The sequence below is a fragment of the Mesorhizobium sp. P2_H9 genome (assembly GCF_056403215.1).
Map to the genome: position 1 here is coordinate 345,711 of NZ_JBFUFX010000006.1, position 20,562 is coordinate 366,272.

Sequence of the window (20,562 nt, forward strand, 5' to 3'; positions counted from 1 at the left end):
TTCAGTCCTCGAAACGCGGCGCGGTTTCATCGAGAAGCACGTTGGCACCGGCGACAGCTGTCTTCGGGTCGACGCCCTCGGCAAAGACGGCGCTGGACAGCGCCACGAATTCGGCGCCGGTGGCGGCCACCGCTGTCACCGAAGCGAGATCGGACCCGGCCATGACGATGCACGGGATCTGAATCACGTCCGCCCAAAATTGGCCAAGCGACAGGTTGCGGGGGTGCGGCTCCGGCTTGTTGTCATAGCCGAAGCGGCCAAAGAACATGTAGTCGGGCCTCAACTCGCCGAGTTCCAGCGCGTCGTCGCGGGTCTTGGCGCCGCCGGTGCCGACCATCATCTTTGCCTGGAAATGTCCGATCGTCTCGGCAAGTTCGGCCTTTCCAACCTCGACATGGATGCCGTCGGCCTGGACGCGGCCGGCAATGCGGGTGTCGCCGGCAATGATGACCGCGACGCCAGCAGCTTGCGCAACCGGCACGATCTCTTCGGCCAAGGCCTGGAAGGAGGCTTCGTCCATGCCGTTTTCGGGCAGGATCAGCGAGGCGACGTCGCCGCCTTCGAATGCCGCCGCAATGCTTTGCGCCGACACGCCTGGCGGCGCGATCAGCACGATGCGGCAGCGGTTTGGAGGTGTTGCTTCGTTCATAGGCCTTCGATCCCGGTTTTCGCCTATGCCGGGCGAAGATGGTTGGATTGCGGCATAGAGCAAAGTACAGGGATTGAACAGGCTGCTAGCCAGCAGGGGGCGATCGATGACCGGAGCGGATATCGCTGCTGGCTTTCATTATCAGATCGAACACCTTCGACGGGCTTTCGACCCCGAGAAATTGCGGGACGGGGTCAAGGGCCGGAAACCAGCCGCCCATCCTTGGATATCCGAAGGGGGTTGCCACCGATCCGAAGCGCAAATTCCCTCGTGTCGCTTTCTCACCGGTCAGTTGCACATCGGGAAGGCGCTCCAAATCGAGCGACCTGAAATTGGAAAACGGTGCGGTCCGCATAATGAGAATGCGTCTGTCCGTGACAGCGTAGGAGATCCTGCGTCGCAACCATGCATCGAAGGCAAATCTACCAAAGACCATGAAGAGCCCGATGCAAACGAACATCGCTCCCCAGGCATAGAAGAAGAATGGCGCACCTTGCCTTGCCGCCGAGACCGTCCAGAAAATAGCAAACCCGCACCAAAGCAGGCTGAACGGAATGAGAAATACATCGCTAGGTACGAACAGCAGACCTTGCGCGGGAGATCCGGTCCACAAGATACGCTCGCGAGGCAATAGCCGATTCTGAAAGGATACGCTGTCCAAGCCGCCACCCGTCGCATGCGCCTGAAACGCTCATCGCATGAGTCAGGGTCCGGCGCAAATCCCGCAGCGTGTCTGCCGCAAGATCACGCGGCTGTGAGGCGGCGTCGTGATTTATCCGCTTGCCTGGGCATTCGCTGTCGGCGACTTCGACTTCCACAGCGTCCAGCCGAGATTCATGCCGGCTGCGGCGATCAGGATGGCGGTGGCGCCGACGATCTGGAGGGGATGCAGCCGATGGCCGAAGGCAACGACGTCGACCAGGATCGCGACCACGGGGTAGATGAAGGACAGCGAGCCTTGCAGGTGCGTCGGCAGCTTCTGGATGGCGCCATACATCAATATGTACATGAAGCCGGTATGGACGACGCCAAGCGTCACCAGCATGGCCCAACTCCACGGATCGGTGGGAAGCTGGGTGAGATTGGCAAAGGGCGCGAGCATGACGACGCCGACGCAAACCTGGATGAGTGCGATCAGGTGTGGTGGCGTGCCCTTGAGCTTCTTGGTGACAATGGCGGCGACCGCCCAGAAGAAGGCCGCCCCCAGCGCCATGGCGATGCCGGTGAAATAGTTGGTGCCGACGTCGCCTGCATCAGGCGTGGCCTGCACAATCAGCAGCATGCCGGCGAAGGCGATGCCAAGCCAGGTCAGCTTTGTGATGGTCAGCCGTTCGGAGAAGAACAGCGCACCGAAGCCGACCAGCATGAAGGGTTGAGTGTTGTAGACCGCCGTGGCGATCGAGATCGAGGCACGCGAAAACGCGCTGAACAGCAACAGCCAGTTGATGACGATGGCCGCGCCGCCGAGAGCGGCGATGCCGATGACGCGCAGCGACAGCCTGCCGCGCAGCAATCCAAGGGCGGCACAGATGACCAGCAGCGTTACCGCACCGAAAGCGCAGCGCCAGAACACCACGTCCATGATCGGCTGGCCGGAGAGCACGACGAACCAGCCGATGGTGCCCAGGATCGCCATTGCGGCGGACATTTCGATCGTGCCGCGTAGCGTGTTGTCCATCAGAAACCTCAATAGTTTGAGGTTTCATATTCTCATGCCTAATCGACCCCTTCTATGGTTCACGAAGGGGCGTATAGGGAAGGTCGCCTTATTATATAAGGGAAATGGCGTTTTCTCCTAAGGAACAGAAGTGCTGGACGAGCTGGACAGGAAGCTTCTCGAGATCCTGGTCAAGGATTCACGAACCTCGTTGAAGGAGCTGGCTGCCCAGGTCGGGTTGTCGTCGCCGAGCGTCTCGGAACGGCTTCGGCGGCTCGAGGAACGCGGCGTCATCCGCGCCTTCACCATCGAGATCGATCCGCAGGCGCTCGGTTTTACGCTGCAGGCGATCGTTCGCATCCGGCCTTTGCCGGGCAAGCTGCACATCGTGCAGAAGCTGATCGAGGAGATTCCGGAATTTGGCGAGTGCGACAAGGTCACCGGCGATGACTGTTTTGTCGCCCGGCTGTTCGTGCGCTCGATCGGCGATCTCGACCAGATTCTCGACCGCATCGCCGACAAGGCCGAGACCAGCACCGCCATCATCAAGGGGCAGCCGATCCGCCGCCGCCCGCCGCCGCTGGCGCCTATGCCGAATATGTGACGGGCGCTGGCGCGCCGCGCGATATTTGCAGTCGCGGCGCGACCATTTCTGGTCTATTCCAGAATTCACGTCTTCCCTCCAACCTCCCTCCCCATGTCAGGTCTGCTCGCCGATCCCTGGTTTTATGCCGCCGCCATTCCGGCGGTCATTCTCGTTGGTCTGTCGAAAGGCGGCTTTGGTGGCGCCGTCGGCTTTGTCGGCGTACCGTTGATGGCGCTGACCATGCCGCCGGTGCAGGCCGCCGCTATCCTGCTGCCGATCCTGTGCCTGATGGACATCGTTTCGGTGTGGACATGGTGGGGCGTCTACGACCGCAAGATGCTGGTCGACATGATGCCGGGCGCGGTGATCGGAATCGGCCTCGGCTGGCTGACGGCAGCCCTCGTCACCGAAGAGATGGTGCGGCTGATTGTCGGCGCGGTGGCGCTGATTTTCGTGCTGCGCTGGCTCTATCTGCAGTTCCGTCACGGTGCCGATCATGCGGCTGCCCCCAACCGCATCGCTGCCGCCTTCTGGGGCACCGTCGCCGGCTTCACCAGCTTCGTCGCCCATGTCGGCGGGCCGCCGTTCCAGGTCTATGCGCTGCCGATCCGTCTCGATCCAAAGGTGCTGTCGGGGACGTCGGCGATCTTCTTTGCCGCCACCAATGCGCTGAAGCTGGTGCCCTATTTCGCGCTCGGCCAGTTCGACACCGCCAATCTAACGGCATCGGCGGTGCTGATGCCGCTGGCGCCGCTGGCGACCATCGCCGGCGCCTGGCTGGTGCGGCGCATGCGGCCGGAAATCTTTTATCCCTTCACCTATGCGACGGTTGCGGTCGTCGCGGTCAAACTGCTGTGGGATGGCATCGCCGGGCTGTTCTAGAGGGAACGGCAGCCTTGCGGGCTGCCGTCATGGCGAGCCTCAGGCGGCGGACGGTACCAGCCGCCGTGTTCCGCCGAATGCCAAGGTAGCGCCGGCCGCGACGACCAGCACCATGCCGGCGAGAACGCCGATGTCATGCGCGGTCGGCTTCAGCACCATGTCGGCGACGATCACCAGCATCACCGCATAGTCGAAGCGCGCGGCGCTCATCATGCGCTGACCAATGGCGAGAACGGCGGGCGTTATGCCATCCTTGGCGATCATGGCGCCCATCCGCTCGCCGGTCGGTTTGAAGATGAACATGCCGATCGAGAAGGTCGTGGCATAGCCGGCGAGACCGATCAGGATCCACAGGTCGGTGAAGCCAACCCAGAAGCTGCACATGACGAGCCCGAAGAGCAGCGTCAGCATCGACATCGGTGCAAAGAAACGGCCGCCCAACTGTCCGCTGGCGCGCATCGCCTGCAACTTGTCCTCGATGTTGCCGGCGCGCTCAGCCATCACTCCGAGCAGGAACAGGACGAAACCGCCACCGACCCACAGGGTCGCCGAAACGATGTGCAAAAACTTGACGATCGAGTACCAGTCCATGGTTCTCTCCTTTGATTTTTTGATTGCGGGCGACGCTGGGGTTGCGCTGCCTGGGTTCGAGGAGCGGGCGTTTAGCGCGGCGGCTGTTTCGGAACGATGTCGCGCGCCAAGCCGGTTTGTTTCCACGTGCTGGCGGGATGGCTGGATGAAGGCCACTCGAAGATTGCACAAGCGCGTGGCGCTCACTCTCCCGCGCTGGGAGAGGTCGGTGCACGATGCGGCATCATTCGGAAACATTGACGAAGCGCCAGTTCGGCTGTGCTGTTCCGGCACAGAAGGGTGGCGCTCGATCGAAAAATATCCGCTCCGTTAAGGCTTCATTAAGCTTTACGGGCGTTTACTACGTTCATCCAGTTATCTGGATTCTTACCGAGTGGTTGGAGCCACTTCGTTTGACGCCTCCCTGTTAAACTCCTGAGAGCCGCCTTATCCGCGGCTCTTTTTTTGTCCGCTTTTCCGGGGTCGTCCGGCACCGGCGGCGCCGTTAACCGTTTGTTAAACATGTGCTTGCCTTCACCGGTGACGAAGCGCATTTTCAAGCTTCAGTCATTTAGGGTGCAGGCGGGACGGCGATGAAGCCGAATCAGCCAGCGGGTAGCAGGGGCGTCTCCAATGAACGAGCCTTCGAAGGGCGTTGCGAAAACCATTAAACTGGCGGAACGTCGGGTTTTCTCCCAATCCTTCAAGCCGCTCTACCAGGAGGGTATGGGCCTGGTCGAGCAAGCGGCAGAATATCTCGACGGCAAAGGCCGGGCCGAGGCGAAGAAGCTCTCCAGGCTAGCGGCAACGCTCTATGCCGCCGAATCGATGCGGCTGACCACACGGCTGATGCAAGTCGCCTCCTGGCTGCTTTTGCAGCGGGCCGCGAACTCCGGCGAGATGACCCGCGACCAGGTTGCTTCCGAAAAATCCAAGGTGCGTCTCGACACCGCTTCCGCGCATGATGAAGCGGCCGGCTGGAGCGAACTGCCCAAGGATTTCCTTGACCTCGTCACCCGCTCGTTGCGGCTGCAGGCGCTGGTGCGCCGCATGGACGAGGAAATCTACGGCGGCACGATGGTCGACACGCCGCCAATGGGCCGCCGCGCCAATCCGGTTTCCGACCAGATCACGCTGCTCAACACGGCTTTCGCCCGCGGCTGACAGCCTGCTTGATAATTCTACTCTGACGGCCATCTGACGCGGTTTTCTGCGCTTCCGATGCTCGCGTACTTATGTGCGTTCCGCTTCGGTTTTCGAAAACCGCGCCATCTGTCTCCTCAGAGCGAACTCTCAAACAGCCTGTTCGTTGTTTCTGGTTTGTTCACATTTCGCTGGCATCGCTGTCCGCCGGAGGTAAAGTCGGCGTATGGGGGAAGCGATTCGCATCATCGGCATCGATCCGGGGCTCAGGCGCACCGGCTGGGGCATCGTCGAGAGCCTCGGCAACTCCTTGCGCTTCATCGCCTCCGGCACCGTGCGGTCCGACGACAAGGCGGCGCTGGCGACGCGGCTGTGCCAACTGCATGACGGGCTCGCCGACATCCTGCAGCAGGCCATGCCGCACGAAGCGGCGGTCGAACAGACCTTCGTCAACAAGGACGCGGTGGCGACGCTGAAGCTCGGCCAGGCACGCGGCATCGCCATGCTGGTGCCGGCGCGGGCCGGACTTCTGGTTGCCGAGTATGCGCCCAACGCTGTCAAGAAGGCGGTGATCGGCGTCGGCCATGGCGACAAGAAGCAGATCCATATGATGGTGAAGGTGCTACTGCCAAAAGCCATTTTCGACACCGAGCATGCCGCCGATGCGCTGGCCATCGCCATCTGCCACGCGCACCACCGGCAGAGCGTCGCCTACAGGATGGCGGCGCTGGCATGAGGGATCGCCCATGATCGGCAAGCTCAAAGGCACGCTGGACGAGATCGACGAGGATTTCTGCCTGGTTGACGTGCATGGCGTCGGCTATGTCGCCTATTGCTCGGCGCGCACGCTGGCGGCGTTGCCGGCGCCCGGCGAGGCGGTGGTGCTGTTCATCGAGACCTATGTGCGCGAGGACATGCTGCGGCTCTATGGCTTCCAGTCGGTGCTGGAGCGCGAGTGGTTCCGGTTGCTGATGAGCAATGTGCAAGGCGTCGGCGCCAAGGTGGCGCTGGCCATCCTGTCGACGCTGGCGCCGGCCGATCTCGCCAATGCCATCGCGCTGCGCGACATCGCCATGGTCAGCCGGGCGCCCGGCGTCGGCAAGAAGGTGGCCGAGCGCATCGTCACCGAATTGAAGAACAAGGCGCCGGCTTATGCCGGTTCCGCCTCGGGCACCATCGGCCTCAAGCAGGAACTCGGCGAAGGCGTCGCACCGGCGCCGATCACCGATGCCGTCTCGGCGCTGGTCAATCTCGGCTATTCGCGCGACACGGCAGCCAATGCGGTGGCGGCAGCGCTGAAGACCGCCGGCGAGGATGCCGACGCCTCGAAGCTGATCCGCTTCGGGCTGAAGGAACTGGCGCGGTGAGGCGTGGCTTGTCCCGTTCCCAGCGCTATGCGAGGAAGGTCGCATGAGCCTTTCGCCACGCCTCATTGCTCCGGAAAAACGCGGCGAGGATGCCGAGCAGACCCTGCGGCCGCAGACGCTTGACGAGTTTGTCGGCCAGGCGGCGGTGCGGGCCAATCTCAAGGTTTTCATCGAGGCCGCCAAGGGCCGCGGCGAGGCGCTCGACCATGTGCTGTTCGTCGGGCCGCCAGGTCTCGGCAAGACGACGCTGGCGCAGATCATGGCGCGCGAACTCGGCGTCAATTTCCGTTCGACCTCCGGGCCGGTCATCGCCAAGGCCGGCGATCTGGCGGCATTGCTGACGAATCTCGAAGACCGCGACGTGCTGTTCATCGACGAGATCCACCGGCTCAATCCTGCTGTAGAGGAAATCCTCTATCCCGCGATGGAGGATTTCCAGCTCGATCTGATCATCGGCGAGGGGCCGGCGGCGCGCTCGGTCAAGATCGATCTCGCCCGTTTTACCCTGGTTGCCGCGACCACGCGGCTCGGGCTTTTGACCAATCCGCTGCGGGATCGTTTCGGCATTCCGGTGCGGCTCAATTTCTATTCGGTCGAGGAATTGGAGCAGATCGTGCGCCGTGGCGCCCGCATCCTGCAAATGCCACTCGGCGACGATGGCGCGCTTGAGATCGCCCGTCGCGCCCGCGGTACGCCGCGCATCGCCGGCCGGCTGCTGCGCCGGGTGCGCGATTTCGCCAGTGTTGCCGGTGACGGCCATGTCGACCGCCAGATCGCCGACGAGGCGCTGACGCGGCTGGAGGTGGATGCGCTCGGCCTCGACGCGCTCGACCGCCGCTATCTCTCAATGATCGCGCGGAATTTCGGCGGCGGACCGGTCGGCATCGAGACCATCGCCGCCGGCCTGTCCGAGCCGCGCGACGCCATCGAGGACATTATCGAGCCCTATCTGATCCAGCAGGGGTTCATCCAGCGCACGCCGCGTGGCCGCGTGCTGACCGCCAATGCCTGGCGGCATCTCGGCCTCGACGCGCCGAAGGATCTGGCGCAGCAGCAGATCAGCCTGTTCCAGGAAGAGTAACCAATATTTCTGCCGCCGGCTTCGGTCCTGCGCAAAATCTCCTAACCTTCGCCGGCTTGCCGGCGCATTGCTTAGTTTTAACGAGCTTGGCGGTGTCGGTGCGGATTGCGCCAATCAAGTGCCGGAGTTGAGCAATGATCACCAGACGCGGGTTCCTGAAAATCGTCGGGGGTCCGTTCCTGTCGGTCGCTTCGCTCGGCGCCTATGCGGTCGGCATCGAGCCGATGCTTTTGACGCATGTGAAGCGCTATGTCTTGACGCCACCGCACTGGCCTGCCGGGTTGAAGCTGCGCATTGTCGCGCTGGCCGACATCCACGCCTGCCGGCCCTGGATGACACCCGAGCGGATCGCTTCGCTGGTCGAGCGGGCCAATGCGCTGCAGCCAGACCTGATCGTTCTGCTCGGTGACTACATTTCGGGTATGCCGCTGGTGACGGACCAGGTGGAAGCGCCCCAATGGGCCTCCGCCCTGTCCGGCCTCAAGGCTCCGCTCGGCGCGCTGTCGATCCTCGGCAATCACGACTGGTGGTGGGATGTTGCCGCCCAGCAAGCGGGAGTCGGGCCGACAGTGGCGCGCAAGGCGCTGGAGAACGTTGGCATTCCCGTGCTGGAAAACGACGCCGTGCGGCTGGAGAAGGACGGGCAAGACTTCTGGATCGCCGGGCTTGCCGATCAACTCGCCTTGCGACCGGGCAAAGGGCGCAGCGCATTCGAGGGCCTGGACGACCTCGACGGTACGCTGGCGAAGGTGAGCGACCACGCGCCGATTATCCTGCTCGCGCATGAGCCGGACATATTTCCGAACGTGCCATGGCGGGTTTCGCTGACGCTCTCCGGCCATACCCATGGCGGCCAAGTACGGCTGTTCGGCTATTCGCCGGTGGTGCCGTCCCGCTTCGGCAACCGCTTTGCCTACGGCCATGTCGTCGAGCACGACCGCCATCTCATCGTTTCCGGCGGGCTCGGCTTCAGCATCATGCCGGTGCGCTTTGGAATGCGCCCGGAAATCCTGCAGATCGATCTCGGTTCCGCCTTAAACGCTTAGTGAAGGGACTTGATCGCGTCCATCACGTTCGGTTCGGCTTTGTCGCCGTTGAAAGCGTCGACGATGCCGAAGGCGCCGCCGTAGCTCCATACCGACCACGAGAAGCCATGCGCTTCGGCGCGGGCGACCATATCCTTGACATAGGCAGCCCGGTACTCGGCCGGCATCACATAGGCATTGCCGTATTCCTGGCGGATCATGCCGAACTCGCCCAGCGTGATGTTTTCCGGCTTGATGCCGTTGGCCTTTGCCCAGGCTTCAACCAAGGTGAACGGCGCGTCCATCGCCGCGAGCAGCTTTTCTTTCGTATCCAGGGCGGCAACCTGCTCGTCGAGATAAGCAAGCAACCCGCTCCGCCGCGCCCATGGCGCGTCGGCCTTGATCCTGGCGCGGATGGTGTCGAGCGTCACGTCGAGCTGGGCGCGCGGCACCGCTGTCAGCGGATAGGGCAGGCCGGTCACATAGGGAATGAAATCGCCGGCCCAGGTCGCGCCTTGATGGGTGAGCAGGAACGGATCGTAGGAGTGGAAGGTCCAGATGACGTTGTCGTCGGGGATCGTTTTCGGATCGATCTTCGTCAGCGACGCCGCGTTGGAATAGCAGGCGCCGGTCAGGATCAGCGTCAGCCGGGTGGCCGAAGCACGCGCCGCTGCGAACAGTTTTTTCTGCCGATCCGGCCACAGGTTGGTGCCGTCGCTGTCGCAGTCGACGATCGGCTCGTTCATCGGTTCGAAGGCGACTTTCGTGGGATCCTCTGCGGCCAGCGTGTGGGCCATCTTGCGGATCATCTCGACATAGGCGTCGAAGGTTTGCGGATCGTCCATCACCTCGCCCATACCGACCTTGCGGCTGGCGCCGGACGGGATCAGGTGCATGTCGACGATCACCTTCAGCCCCGCACGGTTGATCATGTGTACCGAGTCCAGCACGCTGGCATAGAGGTCGTCGCGCAGCGCCGGCGTCTGGTCGGACAGGAAGGGCGACGGATCGACCGGCATGCGCAGGAAATCGAAGCCAGCGTCTTTCAGTGCCTTGAGGTCGTTCTCGCTGACAAACTTGCGCCATTCGGGATAGGGCAGGATGGCCCCTGGATCGCTCCATTTGTCCTCGCTTGGCCAGGTCGTCCACTGGTCGAGGTTGAGGCCGCGCTTCATTGAAAAGCTCGCGGCGTGGCCTGGCACGACCAGGCCGGCCAGTACAAGCAGTGCCGCCATCAAGGTCTTGATCATCGTCGTCAACAGTGCCATCGGGTAGCTGCGCCACCACAAGCAGGTGCCCGGTCAGGGCCAAAAAGGAAAGCGCAATGGACGATCATGGTGAATCGGCAGCGCTCTCGGCCGGTCTTTCCGGCACGCTGACGGCGTTCGGTCACCGGCTGATGGCAAGGGTCTACTATGCCGACACCGACTTCTCCGGCGTCGTCTACCACGCACGCTATCTCGAATTCTTCGAACGCGGCCGTTCCGACTATCTCCGGCTTACCGGCGTCCACCACACCGAGCTTGCCGATGGCAAGCATGGCGAGAAGATCGTCTGGGTGGTGCGGCGCATGGAGATCGATTTCCGTGGACCTGCCCGCATCGACGACATCCTGACCGTCGATACGCGCACCGAGGAGATTTCCGGCGCCCGCATCTTCATGGCCCAGCAGCTGAAGCGGGGCGATGAGGTGCTGGTCGAGGCGCGGGTCGAGGCGGCAATCATCGGCGAGAACGGTCGGCCGCGGCGCTTCCCGAAGGACTGGGTTGTGGCCTTCATGCCCAAGGCGAGCAGCTAGACGTCGCTTCTGTCGTCATTTCCGGCAATCGCGCGCGGAGAAAACAGACCTTTGCCTGGCGGCGAGGGCGCGGCAATGCGCCGCGCCACATTTCCTAACCCATCCTTAACCATAACGGTTCATGAAGAGACTGGTGAAGATTGGAAGAATCCAAGCGCCTTCCTTTCACCAATATTTGCCCTGAAAAGGCCGCCAACGCTGCATTTTGGGGTTATTCCGCAAGCCTCGCGCGAACGGACCACAAGGGATGCCCAGGGGCCAGCCGCCAGCCATGCCCGGAAAATCTTTAAGGACGTAATCATGGAAAACATCGCACTCGCCGAACCGGGCGCGCAATTGTCGATTTGGGCGCTGTTCATGCAGGCCAGCTGGGTGGTCAAGCTGGTGATGATCGGCCTGCTCGGCGCTTCGATCTGGACCTGGGCGATTGTCGTCGACAAGCTTGTCGCCTACGCCCGCATGCGGCTCGCGCTCAACCGTTTCGAGCAGGTGTTCTGGTCGGGACAGTCGCTGGAAGAGCTTTACCGCACGCTCGCCGACCGCAAGACCGCCGGCATGGGCGCGATCTTCGTCGCCGCGATGCGCGAATGGAAGAAGAGCTTCGAGAAGGGCGCCAAATCGCCGCTCGGCCTGCAGACCCGCATCGACAAGGCGATGGATCTGGCCCTGACCCGCGAGATGGAGAAGCTGGAAGGGCGTCTCGGCTTCCTCGCCACGGTCGGCGCGGCCGCGCCGTTCATCGGTCTGTTCGGCACCGTCATCGGCATCATGACGTCGTTCCAGGCGATCGCCGGATCGAAGAACACAAGTCTTGCCGTCGTGGCGCCCGGCATTGCCGAAGCGCTGCTGGCGACCGCCATCGGCCTGCTCGCCGCCATCCCGGCGGTCATCGCCTACAACAAGCTGTCGTCGGACGCGAGCAAGATCGCGGTGCGCATGGAGGGGTTCTCGGATGAGTTCTCCGCCATACTCTCGCGCCAAATCGATGAAAAAGTCGCGCAGAAGGCCTGAGGAACGATCATGGGAATGTCTGTAAGCGCGGGTGGTGGACGCGGCGGACGCGGGCACAGGCGGCGTGGCCGTCATCATGGCCTGATGTCCGAGATCAACGTCACGCCGATGGTCGACGTGATGCTGGTGCTGCTGATCATCTTCATGGTCGCGGCGCCCTTGCTGACGGTCGGCGTGCCGATCGACCTGCCGGACACGCAGGCCAAGGCGATGAACGCCGACACCCAGCCGATCACCGTTTCGATTGACGCGGCCGGCAAGATCTTCCTCCAGGAAACCGAGATTCCGATCGACGAGCTGGTGGCCAAGCTGCAGGCAATCTCGAAAACCGGCTATGAGGAGCGCATCTTCATCCGCGGCGACAAGGCCACCGACTATGGCACGGCGATGAAGGTGATGGCCCGCATCTCGGCCGCCGGTTACAAGAATATCGGCCTCGTCTCGCTCCAGGAACAGGATCAATAGACAAGAAGATGAAGACCGGCCTCACCACATCGGTGATCTTGCATGCTGTCGTGCTCGGCTTCGGTCTGTTCACGCTGTCAGCGCCGGCTGCACTTCCGACCGCCGCTGAGTCGGTCGCAGTCGACATCGTGCCGATGGAAGCGATGGCGCAAGTCCTGCAAGGCGACAAGAAGGCCGTGATGCACGAAAAGCCGGCGCCGTTGCCGACCCAGCGTCCCGATATCGTGCCGGCCGCCCAGAAGGTTGGCGAGAACAGTGTCGACACCGACAAGCCGGTGACGCCGGAAGCCAAGCCCAAGCCGGTCGACACCACGTCGGCTCCGCCGCCCGCACCGACACCGGTCGAGAAACCGAAGACCGAGGACGTGCCGAAGCCGCAGGAAAAGCCAAAGCCTATTCCGGCGACGGAAGTGGCGCCGGCGCCGCAGCCGAAGGAAGAGGTCAAGCCCGAGCCGGTCAAGCAGACGGACCCCAAGCCGACACCGGCCAAAGAGCCTACGCCGACGCCGCCGGAGGACAAGACCGCCGCGATCGAGCCGACGCCCGAGGTGAAGCCGGATGCGGTGGCTGAAGCCATAGCGCAAGATCCGCCCACCGAGGCGACACAGCTTCCGGATTCCGCGCCTGCGCCGGAAGCGCGGCCGAAGCCGCAGCCGGCGCAGGCCGAAAGCGCCAAGGCGCCGGAGCGCAAGGACGCCGACAAGCCGGTCAAGGAAGCTTCATCGAAACCGAAGTCGGACGAAAAGCAATTCAATGCCGACGAGATCTCGGCCATGCTCGACAAGCAGAAGCCGTCGGGCGGTGGCGCCAAGCGCTCGACCCAACAGGCGTCGCTCGGCGGTGACAAGGACCAGGGCCAGAAGCTGTCGCAAAGCGAAATGGGCGCACTGTCCGATCAGCTTGGCGGTTGCTGGACACTGCCGGTAGGGCTCGAGGGTTCGGAGAACTTCGTCGCGGTGGTCCTCTTCAATCTGGACGCCTCCGGCAAGCTCGATGGCAGGCCGACCGTCGAGAAATCGAGCGGAAACCGTCAGTTCGATGAGAGCGCTGTGCGTGCCGTTCAGAAATGCAACATGGCCGGCCTGCAGGTTCCTCCCGGTAAACAGGATATCTGGGCTCAGGTCCGGGTTACTTTCGATCCGAGGGAGATGCTTGGCCTCTAGGCCTGGCGTCCCCAGAATCAGTTAAGAGAAGCGAGAAGACATGAAATCCATCCTCAAGCCACTCCTGATGATCACAGCGATGGCGCTGGGCATGACTGCGAGCGCCATATTGCCGGCGTGGGCGCTGGTCGAGATCAACGTCAACAAGGGCAATGTCGAGCCGCTGCCGATCGCTATTACTGATTTTCAGGGCGGTGATGCGCTTGGCGCTCAGATTTCCGATATTGTCAGCGCCGATCTGAAACGCTCCGGCCTCTTCGCCCCGATCGACAAGAGCGCCTTCATCGAGAAAATCGCCAATCCGGACGCCGCCCCTCGCTTCGACGACTGGAAGGTCATCAATGCGCAGGCGCTGGTCACCGGCAGTGTCAACAAGGAGGCAGACGGCCGCATCCGCGCCCAATATCGGCTGTGGGATACTTTTGCCGGCCAGCAGATGTCGGGCGAGCAGTTCTTCGCCAACGACGCCAATCAGCGTCGCGTCGCCCATATCATCGCCGACGCCATCTATGAGCGGCTGACCGGCGAGAAGGGCTACTTCGACACGCGGGTCGTCTTCATCGACGAATCGGGCGCCAAGAACGCCCGCAAGAAGCGCCTCGCCATCATGGACCAAGATGGCGCCAATGTCCGCTATCTCTCCGATGGCAAGTCGATCGTGCTGACGCCGCGTTTCTCGCCGAACCGGCAGGAAATCACCTATATGTCCTATGAAAGCGGGCAGCCGCGGGTCTATCTCTTGCAGATCGAGACCGGGCAGCGCGAACTGGTCGGCAATTTTCCAGGCATGACCTTTGCGCCGCGCTTCTCGCCCGACGGCCAGAAGGTGATCATGAGCCTGCTGCGCGACGACGGCAATTCCAACATTTTCGCCATGGATCTGCGAAGCCGCTCGACGACCAGGCTGACCAATTCGACCGCCATCGACACTTCGCCGTCCTACTCGCCGGACGGCAGCCAGGTGGTGTTTACCTCCGACCGTGGCGGCCGTGCGCAGATCTATGTGATGGGTGCCGACGGTTCGGGCCAGAACCGCATCTCCTTCGGCGATGGCGTCTATTCGACACCGGTATGGTCGCCGCGCGGCGACCTCATCGCCTTCACCAAGCAGACCGGCGGCGAATTCCAGATCGGCGTCATGAAGACCGACGGCTCGGGCGAGCGCATCCTGTCTTCCGGTTTCCAGCAGGAAGGGCCGACCTGGGCACCCAACGGCCGGGTGCTGATGTTCTTCCGCGACTCTGCCGGAGGCCCGAAACTGGTTTCGGTCGATCTCACCGGCCGCAACGAACAGTCGATCCCGACCTCGAATTTCGCTTCGGACCCGGCCTGGTCGCCCCTGCTCGAATAAACCATGTTGGGGTTTTTCGGGCGAGCCTCCGCTCGCTCCGTTGCAACTTGGCAACAGTACCTCAAAAGCCCCATTTTGGGGCTTTTTTCACGCCAAAGTCGCGTTTTGGCCGCATTTCCGCCTACGGTCCGCGACCAATGTGACATCAGGTCATTTCGGCTGTGGACGGCAGCCGAAACCAAATCTTAACCGTGTTTGTTGAATGCCGGTTAACCCAAACGTGGTTACTGGGTGATCAATGAAATCACTCGAAATACGAAGGAGAGGCGGCATGGGCCGTATCGCAGCACTTACCAGAAACCCGGTCATGATCGCGCTCGTCGCGATGCTCGCCATCACCGGTTGCGCCTCGAAGAAGACGCCGAACAGCGCCGCCGATCTCGGCCTCAACGGCGCCGGCGCGGCAACGCCCGGCTCGGCACAGGACTTCACCGTCAACATTGGCGACCGCATCTTCTTCGATACCGACTCCACCGCGATCCGCGCCGACGCGCAGACGACGCTTGCCCGCCAGGCGCAGTGGCTGAACCAGTACAAGCAATATGCCGTCGTCATCGAAGGCCATGCCGACGAGCGCGGCACGCGTGAATACAATCTGGCGCTCGGCGCCCGTCGTGCCGCCGCCACCCGCGACTTCCTGGTGGCAAAGGGTGTTTCGGCCCAGCGCCTGAAGACGATTTCCTACGGCAAGGAACGTCCGGTCGCGGTTTGCGACGACATCTCCTGCTGGTCGCAGAACCGCCGCGCCGTCACCACGCTCAGCGGCGCCGGTTCCTAGCGCATGACCCCGAAAATCGGTTTCGATTTTCGGAAAGGGATCATGCGCCAGGTCAAAGTGCTTCAGCGTCCTTTGCGCGTTCGAAAGAACGCGCGGCGCTGAAGTCGGCAAAAATACAACACATCCATGCGAAAGGCGGCCAAATGGCCGCCTTTTTCATATCTGGACCAGCGAAACAAAATTTGGCCGAAGTCTCACGTCCTGCTAAGAGCCGAGGGTGCCTGACCGGTCCACCCCGACCGGAAAGGCGCATACCAACGATTTTCACGGCGAGAGGCACATGCATTTCAGAACGGTCTTGAGCGGCACCCTTGCGCTGCTGCTCGTATCAAGCGTCGCCGCTCCGGCAAGCGGCACCGGGCAACCAGCGGAAAGTGGTTTTTCCTTCCATCTGCCCACCCTCGGCATTTTCGGTGAAAAGAAGAAGCCGGATCAGCAGCAGGTCGCCCAGCAGTCGGACGGCACCACCGCCACGGCGCTCGAGGAGCAGCTGCGGCAGATGAACGGCAAGATCGAGGAGCTCAACTTCCAGGTGCTGCAGATGCAGGAGCAGATCCGCAAGCAGCAGGAAGACAACGAGTTCCGCTTCCAGCAGTTGGAAGGCGGTTCGCAAGGCGCACAGCAGCCTCCGGCACAGAAAAAGTCGGACGCCACGACCACTACCGACGACAGCGTCGCCGAGGCGCCGGCGACGCCGGCGCCGGCCGATGCCGGCACGGCGCCCGCCAGTGATCAATCCGCAGGCGGCCAGAGCGTTCAGGATGTCATCATCGAATCGCCGACCGGCGATCCCGGCACCACGGTGCAGGGCACGCCGCCGAAGACCTTCGGCACCATCACCGTCGACAAGAACGGCAATGTGGTCGACGCCAACGGCAACACGCAGGCCACTGCGCCAGCGGAGACTGCCGTTCCCCCGACAGAAGCCCCGGCCGCAGGCGCCAAGGCCGGCAAAACCGCCAAGGCCGATGGCACGGTGGTCGCGGCGCTGCCCTCCACCAACGATCCGGAAGAGCTTTATCGCAATTCCTACCAGTTCATCCTGTCGGGTGACTACAGCACCGCCGAGGAAGGGTTTCGCGACCATATTTCCCGCTTTCCCAAGGACGCCAAGGCGGCGGACGCGCATTACTGGCTGGGCGAGTCGCTGCTCGGCCAGCAGAAGTACCACGACGCGGCCGAGGTTTTCCTTGCCGCCAGCAAGGACTACCCGAAAGCCAAGAAGGCGCCTGACATGCTATTGAAGCTCGGCGTGTCGCTGGTTGGCCTCAAGCAGAAGGATGTTGCCTGCGCCACCTTCGGCGAGATCGGCAAGCGCTATCCCGACATTTCCGGCGCGCTCAAGGAACGCGTCAAGCAGGAGAAGGCGCTCGCGGCGTGCTAGTCTTTCCCTTGCATGTCGTTGTCCCAAAACGGGGACCACATTCGGGCGACATGCATGATGCTCGATACCGAGCGTGACCTTTCGGATTTTTCGCAGATCGACTTTACCAACGGCGCTGTTGCGGCCGTGTCCGGCGGCAGCGATTCGACCGCCCTTCTCCTTCTCCTCAAGAACCATCTCGAGCGTACCGCACCGGCAACCAAGCTGCTGGCGGTGACGATCGACCACGATTTGCGGCCGGGTTCGGCAGCAGAGGCGCAAGCCGTGGCTGGGCTCTGTGCCGGGCGCGGCATTGCACATCGCACTCTGCTCTGGTCCGGGCCAAAGCCATCGACCGGGCTGCCCGCCGCCGCACGCGAGGCGCGCTACCGGTTGCTGGCACAGGCCGCGCAAGCCGCTGATATCGGCCTGATCCTGACTGGCCACACCGCCGACGACCAGGCCGAGACGGTGCAGATGCGGCACGCGCGGGAGGAGGGCCGAGGGCCTGCTGAAACGGCAGGCCGCGGCCTCGCTGGTATGGCGCCGGCAACCCTCTACGATTGGCGCATCTGGATCTTACGGCCGCTGCTTGGCGTGCGACGGACGGCATTGCGCGCGTTCCTCCAGCGCGAACATGTCGGCTGGATCGAAGACCCGACCAACACTGACAGGCATTTCGAACGGCCGCGCATCCGCGCGGCGCTCGCCGGTGACGATGGGCAGCGGTTTGCGGCGGCGATCGCCTTGGCCAGGCAGGCTGCCACCGAACGCGAACAGCTTGGCCATCGCGCGGCCGGGCTGATCCGTGCCTTCGCCAGCCAGCCGACCCCTGGTCTCATCCGTCTCGACCCCGGCTTTGCCACCGCCAGCGATGGCCTGGCTGCAGTCTACGCCTTGCGCATCCTGCTGGCCGCTTGTGGCGGCGTTTCCTTTCTGCCGGACCTGGCCCGCAGCGAAGCGCTGTTCGACAGCTTAAGGGCCGGGCCGCTTTGCGCCACATTGTCGCGGACGGTGGTAGACGCGCGGCGGGCCGGCATCTTCCTGCACCGTGAAACCCGCGATCTGCCACCCGCGGCACCTGCGGCGAACGCTGCCCTTTGGGACGGTCGCCGGTGGATCACATCGGGTGACATTTCGGATGGATTGTTGATCGCGCCGTTGGGAGCGGCTGCTGCGGCCAGGCGCACTCTCGCCGAAGACGGCACGCCACCGAGCCTTGTCCGCGCCGCGCTCGCCGCTGAGCCAGCGTTTTGGCGCGACGGGGAATGGCTTGGTCTGGCGCAGGACAGCCCGGTGTTGCGGGCAATCGCGGCACATCCGGTCGTTGCGCCTTTTGCCCGCTTCCTGCCGTCCTTCGATCTGGCACCGGCCAGCGCTGTGGCCAAGCTGATCGGCGCGCCCCCCGTTCCGGCCCCGCCTTTCCACGGCCACACTGCCGGTTGATCATGGGCGAAAGCTTAACCCAGACGTGCTGTTATGCTTGGCAAGGGGAAGCGCTCTCCCTATGTTAGGCCTAAGTTTCCTCTCATGACTGTGTCCGCCAGCGGACGCCAACGGGACAATTGATGAATCCGAATTATCGCAATCTCGCGCTCTGGGCGATCATAGCGGTCCTGCTCATCGCACTCTTCAATCTGTTCCAGACGCCGCAGACGCGTGGAGCCTCGAGCGACGTCCCCTATTCGCAGTTCCTGCAGGAAGTCTCGGCGGGCCGGGTCAAGACGGTAACGATCGCCGGCGCCCGTATCTCCGGCACCTACACGGACAGCGCAAGCGGCTTCCAGACCTACTCGCCTGGCGATCCGCAACTGGTGTCGAGGCTGCAGGAGAAGAATGTCACCATCAATGCCCGTCCTGAATCCGACGGTTCGAACACGCTGTTCGGCACCCTGATCGGCTGGCTGCCGATGCTGCTCATCCTCGGCGTCTGGATATTCTTCATGCGCCAGATGCAGTCCGGCTCCGGTCGCGCCATGGGCTTCGGCAAGTCGAAGGCCAAGCTTCTGACCGAGGCGCATGGTCGCGTCACCTTCCAGGACGTCGCCGGTGTCGACGAAGCCAAGGAAGATCTGGAAGAGATCGTCGAGTTCCTGCGCGACCCGCAGAAGTTCCAGCGGCTGGGCGGCAAGATTCCGCGCGGCGTGTTGCTGGTCGGGCCTCCGGGAACCGGCAAGACGCTGCTTGCGCGCTCGGTCGCCGGTGAAGCCAACGTGCCGTTCTTCACCATTTCCGGTTCGGACTTCGTCGAGATGTTCGTCGGTGTCGGCGCATCCCGTGTCCGCGACATGTTCGACCAGGCGAAGAAAAATGCGCCCTGCATCATCTTCATCGACGAAATCGACGCGGTCGGTCGCCATCGCGGCGCCGGTCTTGGCGGCGGCAATGACGAGCGCGAGCAGACGCTGAACCAGTTGCTGGTCGAGATGGACGGCTTCGAGTCCAACGAAAGCATCATCCTGATCGCCGCCACCAACCGGCCCGACGTGCTCGACCCGGCGCTGTTGCGTCCAGGCCGTTTCGACCGCCAGGTCGTGGTGCCGAACCCCGACATCGTCGGCCGTGAGAAGATCCTCAAGGTGCATGTGCGCAACGTGCCGCTGGCGCCCAATGTCGATCTCAAGGTCATCGCGCGCGGCACGCCGGGCTTTTCCGGCGCCGACCTGATGAACCTCGTCAACGAATCCGCCCTGATGGCGGCGCGCCGCAACAAGCGTCTCGTCACCATGGCCGAATTCGAGGACGCCAAGGACAAGATCATGATGGGCGCCGAGCGCCGCTCGTCGGCCATGACGCAGGCCGAGAAGGAGCTGACCGCCTACCACGAGGCCGGCCACGCCATCCTGGCGCTCAACGTGCCGTCGGCCGATCCGTTGCACAAGGCGACGATCATCCCGCGCGGCCGGGCGCTTGGCATGGTCATGCAGTTGCCGGAAGGCGACCGCTACTCGATGAGCTACAAATACATGATCTCGCGCCTCGCCATCATGATGGGTGGCCGCGTTGCCGAGGAGTTCAAGTTCGGCAAGGAGAACATCACCTCGGGCGCCTCCTCCGACATCGAGCAGGCAACCAAGCTGGCGCGCGCCATGGTCACCCGCTGGGGCTTCTCCGACAAGCTCGGCCATGTCGCCTATGGAGACAACCAGGAAGAAGTGTTCCTCGGCCATTCGGTGGCGCGTACGCAAAATGTCTCGGAAGAGACGGCGCAGATCATCGACGCCGAAGTGCGCCGGCTGATCGACGAGGCCTATGTCTCGGCCAAGTCCATTCTGACCAAAAAGAAGAAGGAATGGATCGCGCTGGCGCAAGGCTTGCTCGAATACGAGACGCTATCGGGCGAGGAGATCAAGCAGTTGATCGCCGGCCACAAGCCAGCCCGCGACCTTGGCGACGACACGCCGCCGAGCCGTGGCTCGGCCGTGCCGAAGTCCGGTGGCCGCCGCAAGAAGGGCCCGGAGCCCGAAGGCGGCATGGAGCCTCAGCCGTCAAGCTAGGGTCTGGCCAGGACAGGTTTTTCAAAACGCTGCGGCTCAAACCGCGGCGTTTTCTTTTGGGGCAGGACATTTCCATTCGGGCGTTGCACCCCATTGGCTTGACTCCCCTCACAGTCGGTATTGAATCGATTAGTCGGCTGCCGCCAGATCAACCGGCGCGGCTGCGTGGGAGGTGT

The 20,562-nt window shown here is 63.0% G+C and carries 21 protein-coding genes; 16 read left to right on the forward strand and 5 right to left on the reverse strand.

The window, feature by feature from the left end; genetic code table 11:
- Nucleotide 1 precedes the first annotated feature (1 nt).
- The 3 genes from AC1DXN_RS14015 to AC1DXN_RS14025 all read right to left on the reverse strand — a co-directional run bounded on the left by AC1DXN_RS14015 (nucleotide 2) and on the right by AC1DXN_RS14025 (nucleotide 2,327).
- On the reverse strand, nucleotides 2-649 hold the full coding sequence (locus AC1DXN_RS14015) for a thiamine phosphate synthase (protein ID WP_477270640.1): 648 nt from the start codon (nucleotides 647-649) through the stop codon (nucleotides 2-4).
- Between the two features lie 85 nt (nucleotides 650-734).
- Entirely contained in the window at nucleotides 735-1,310 is a 576-nt protein-coding gene (locus AC1DXN_RS14020) for a PH domain-containing protein (protein WP_477246094.1), read from the reverse strand.
- Nucleotides 1,311-1,421: 111 nt separating this feature from the next.
- Complete coding sequence (locus AC1DXN_RS14025; protein WP_477246096.1) at nucleotides 1,422-2,327, reverse strand: DMT family transporter; 906 nt, start codon at nucleotides 2,325-2,327, stop codon at nucleotides 1,422-1,424.
- 130 nt (nucleotides 2,328-2,457) lie between these two features.
- On the opposite strand from AC1DXN_RS14025, the gene AC1DXN_RS14030 reads away from it, so the two are divergent.
- Both AC1DXN_RS14030 and AC1DXN_RS14035 read left to right on the forward strand, forming a co-directional pair.
- Nucleotides 2,458-2,910 carry an Lrp/AsnC family transcriptional regulator gene (locus AC1DXN_RS14030; RefSeq protein WP_477246098.1) on the forward strand — a complete coding sequence of 151 codons (453 nt, stop codon included), beginning with the start codon at nucleotides 2,458-2,460 and terminating at the stop codon, nucleotides 2,908-2,910.
- A gap of 93 nt (nucleotides 2,911-3,003) precedes the next feature.
- Nucleotides 3,004-3,774: a sulfite exporter TauE/SafE family protein gene (locus tag AC1DXN_RS14035; protein WP_477270644.1), complete on the forward strand. Its 771-nt coding sequence runs from the start codon at nucleotides 3,004-3,006 to the stop codon at nucleotides 3,772-3,774.
- 39 nt (nucleotides 3,775-3,813) lie between these two features.
- Here AC1DXN_RS14035 and AC1DXN_RS14040 read toward each other — a convergent pair whose 3' ends face one another.
- On the reverse strand, nucleotides 3,814-4,365 hold the full coding sequence (locus AC1DXN_RS14040) for a DUF2269 family protein (protein ID WP_477270645.1): 552 nt from the start codon (nucleotides 4,363-4,365) through the stop codon (nucleotides 3,814-3,816).
- Between the two features lie 612 nt (nucleotides 4,366-4,977).
- Here AC1DXN_RS14040 and rcdA point away from each other — a divergent pair.
- The 5 genes from rcdA (at nucleotide 4,978) to AC1DXN_RS14065 (ending at nucleotide 8,981) form a co-directional block, all read left to right on the forward strand.
- Nucleotides 4,978-5,508, forward strand: coding sequence for a protease adaptor protein RcdA (gene rcdA / locus AC1DXN_RS14045; protein WP_477246104.1), 531 nt, complete (start codon nucleotides 4,978-4,980; stop codon nucleotides 5,506-5,508).
- Between the two features lie 205 nt (nucleotides 5,509-5,713).
- On the forward strand, nucleotides 5,714-6,223 hold the full coding sequence (gene ruvC, locus AC1DXN_RS14050; protein WP_477246106.1) for a crossover junction endodeoxyribonuclease RuvC: 510 nt from the start codon (nucleotides 5,714-5,716) through the stop codon (nucleotides 6,221-6,223).
- Nucleotides 6,224-6,233: 10 nt separating this feature from the next.
- Entirely contained in the window at nucleotides 6,234-6,854 is a 621-nt protein-coding gene (gene ruvA, locus AC1DXN_RS14055; RefSeq protein ID WP_477270647.1) for a Holliday junction branch migration protein RuvA, read from the forward strand.
- 43 nt (nucleotides 6,855-6,897) lie between these two features.
- Nucleotides 6,898-7,935, forward strand: a complete 1,038-nt coding sequence (gene ruvB / locus AC1DXN_RS14060) for a Holliday junction branch migration DNA helicase RuvB (protein WP_477270649.1) — start codon at nucleotides 6,898-6,900, stop codon at nucleotides 7,933-7,935.
- Nucleotides 7,936-8,069: 134 nt separating this feature from the next.
- Entirely contained in the window at nucleotides 8,070-8,981 is a 912-nt protein-coding gene (locus tag AC1DXN_RS14065; RefSeq protein ID WP_477270651.1) for a metallophosphoesterase, read from the forward strand.
- Here AC1DXN_RS14065 and AC1DXN_RS14070 read toward each other — a convergent pair.
- Nucleotides 8,978-10,228 carry a glycoside hydrolase family 5 protein gene (locus tag AC1DXN_RS14070; protein ID WP_477270653.1) on the reverse strand — a complete coding sequence of 417 codons (1,251 nt, stop codon included), beginning with the start codon at nucleotides 10,226-10,228 and terminating at the stop codon, nucleotides 8,978-8,980. The genes AC1DXN_RS14065 and AC1DXN_RS14070 overlap by 4 nt on opposite strands.
- A gap of 56 nt (nucleotides 10,229-10,284) precedes the next feature.
- On the opposite strand from AC1DXN_RS14070, the gene ybgC reads away from it, so the two are divergent.
- The 9 genes from ybgC (at nucleotide 10,285) to ftsH (ending at nucleotide 20,386) form a co-directional block, all read left to right on the forward strand.
- Nucleotides 10,285-10,758 (forward strand): tol-pal system-associated acyl-CoA thioesterase, encoded by a 474-nt coding sequence (ybgC, locus tag AC1DXN_RS14075; RefSeq protein WP_477270655.1) that lies wholly within the window; start codon nucleotides 10,285-10,287, stop codon nucleotides 10,756-10,758.
- 300 nt (nucleotides 10,759-11,058) lie between these two features.
- Nucleotides 11,059-11,769 carry a protein TolQ gene (tolQ, locus tag AC1DXN_RS14080; RefSeq protein WP_477246118.1) on the forward strand — a complete coding sequence of 237 codons (711 nt, stop codon included), beginning with the start codon at nucleotides 11,059-11,061 and terminating at the stop codon, nucleotides 11,767-11,769.
- Nucleotides 11,770-11,778: 9 nt separating this feature from the next.
- Nucleotides 11,779-12,234, forward strand: a complete 456-nt coding sequence (tolR, locus tag AC1DXN_RS14085; protein ID WP_477246120.1) for a protein TolR — start codon at nucleotides 11,779-11,781, stop codon at nucleotides 12,232-12,234.
- Between the two features lie 8 nt (nucleotides 12,235-12,242).
- Nucleotides 12,243-13,397, forward strand: a complete 1,155-nt coding sequence (locus AC1DXN_RS14090; protein ID WP_477270657.1) for an energy transducer TonB family protein — start codon at nucleotides 12,243-12,245, stop codon at nucleotides 13,395-13,397.
- Between the two features lie 40 nt (nucleotides 13,398-13,437).
- On the forward strand, nucleotides 13,438-14,748 hold the full coding sequence (tolB, locus tag AC1DXN_RS14095) for a Tol-Pal system beta propeller repeat protein TolB (RefSeq protein ID WP_477246124.1): 1,311 nt from the start codon (nucleotides 13,438-13,440) through the stop codon (nucleotides 14,746-14,748).
- A 271-nt stretch (nucleotides 14,749-15,019) separates the two neighbouring features.
- Nucleotides 15,020-15,526: a peptidoglycan-associated lipoprotein Pal gene (gene pal / locus AC1DXN_RS14100; protein WP_477270659.1), complete on the forward strand. Its 507-nt coding sequence runs from the start codon at nucleotides 15,020-15,022 to the stop codon at nucleotides 15,524-15,526.
- Between the two features lie 280 nt (nucleotides 15,527-15,806).
- On the forward strand, nucleotides 15,807-16,910 hold the full coding sequence (gene ybgF / locus AC1DXN_RS14105) for a tol-pal system protein YbgF (protein WP_477270661.1): 1,104 nt from the start codon (nucleotides 15,807-15,809) through the stop codon (nucleotides 16,908-16,910).
- A gap of 57 nt (nucleotides 16,911-16,967) precedes the next feature.
- Entirely contained in the window at nucleotides 16,968-18,335 is a 1,368-nt protein-coding gene (gene tilS, locus AC1DXN_RS14110) for a tRNA lysidine(34) synthetase TilS (protein WP_477271469.1), read from the forward strand.
- Between the two features lie 122 nt (nucleotides 18,336-18,457).
- The gene (gene ftsH, locus AC1DXN_RS14115; protein ID WP_477246130.1) at nucleotides 18,458-20,386 is read left to right on the forward strand and encodes an ATP-dependent zinc metalloprotease FtsH; all 1,929 of its coding nucleotides are present in this window, start codon (nucleotides 18,458-18,460) and stop codon (nucleotides 20,384-20,386) included.
- Nucleotides 20,387-20,562: the final 176 nt, after the last annotated feature.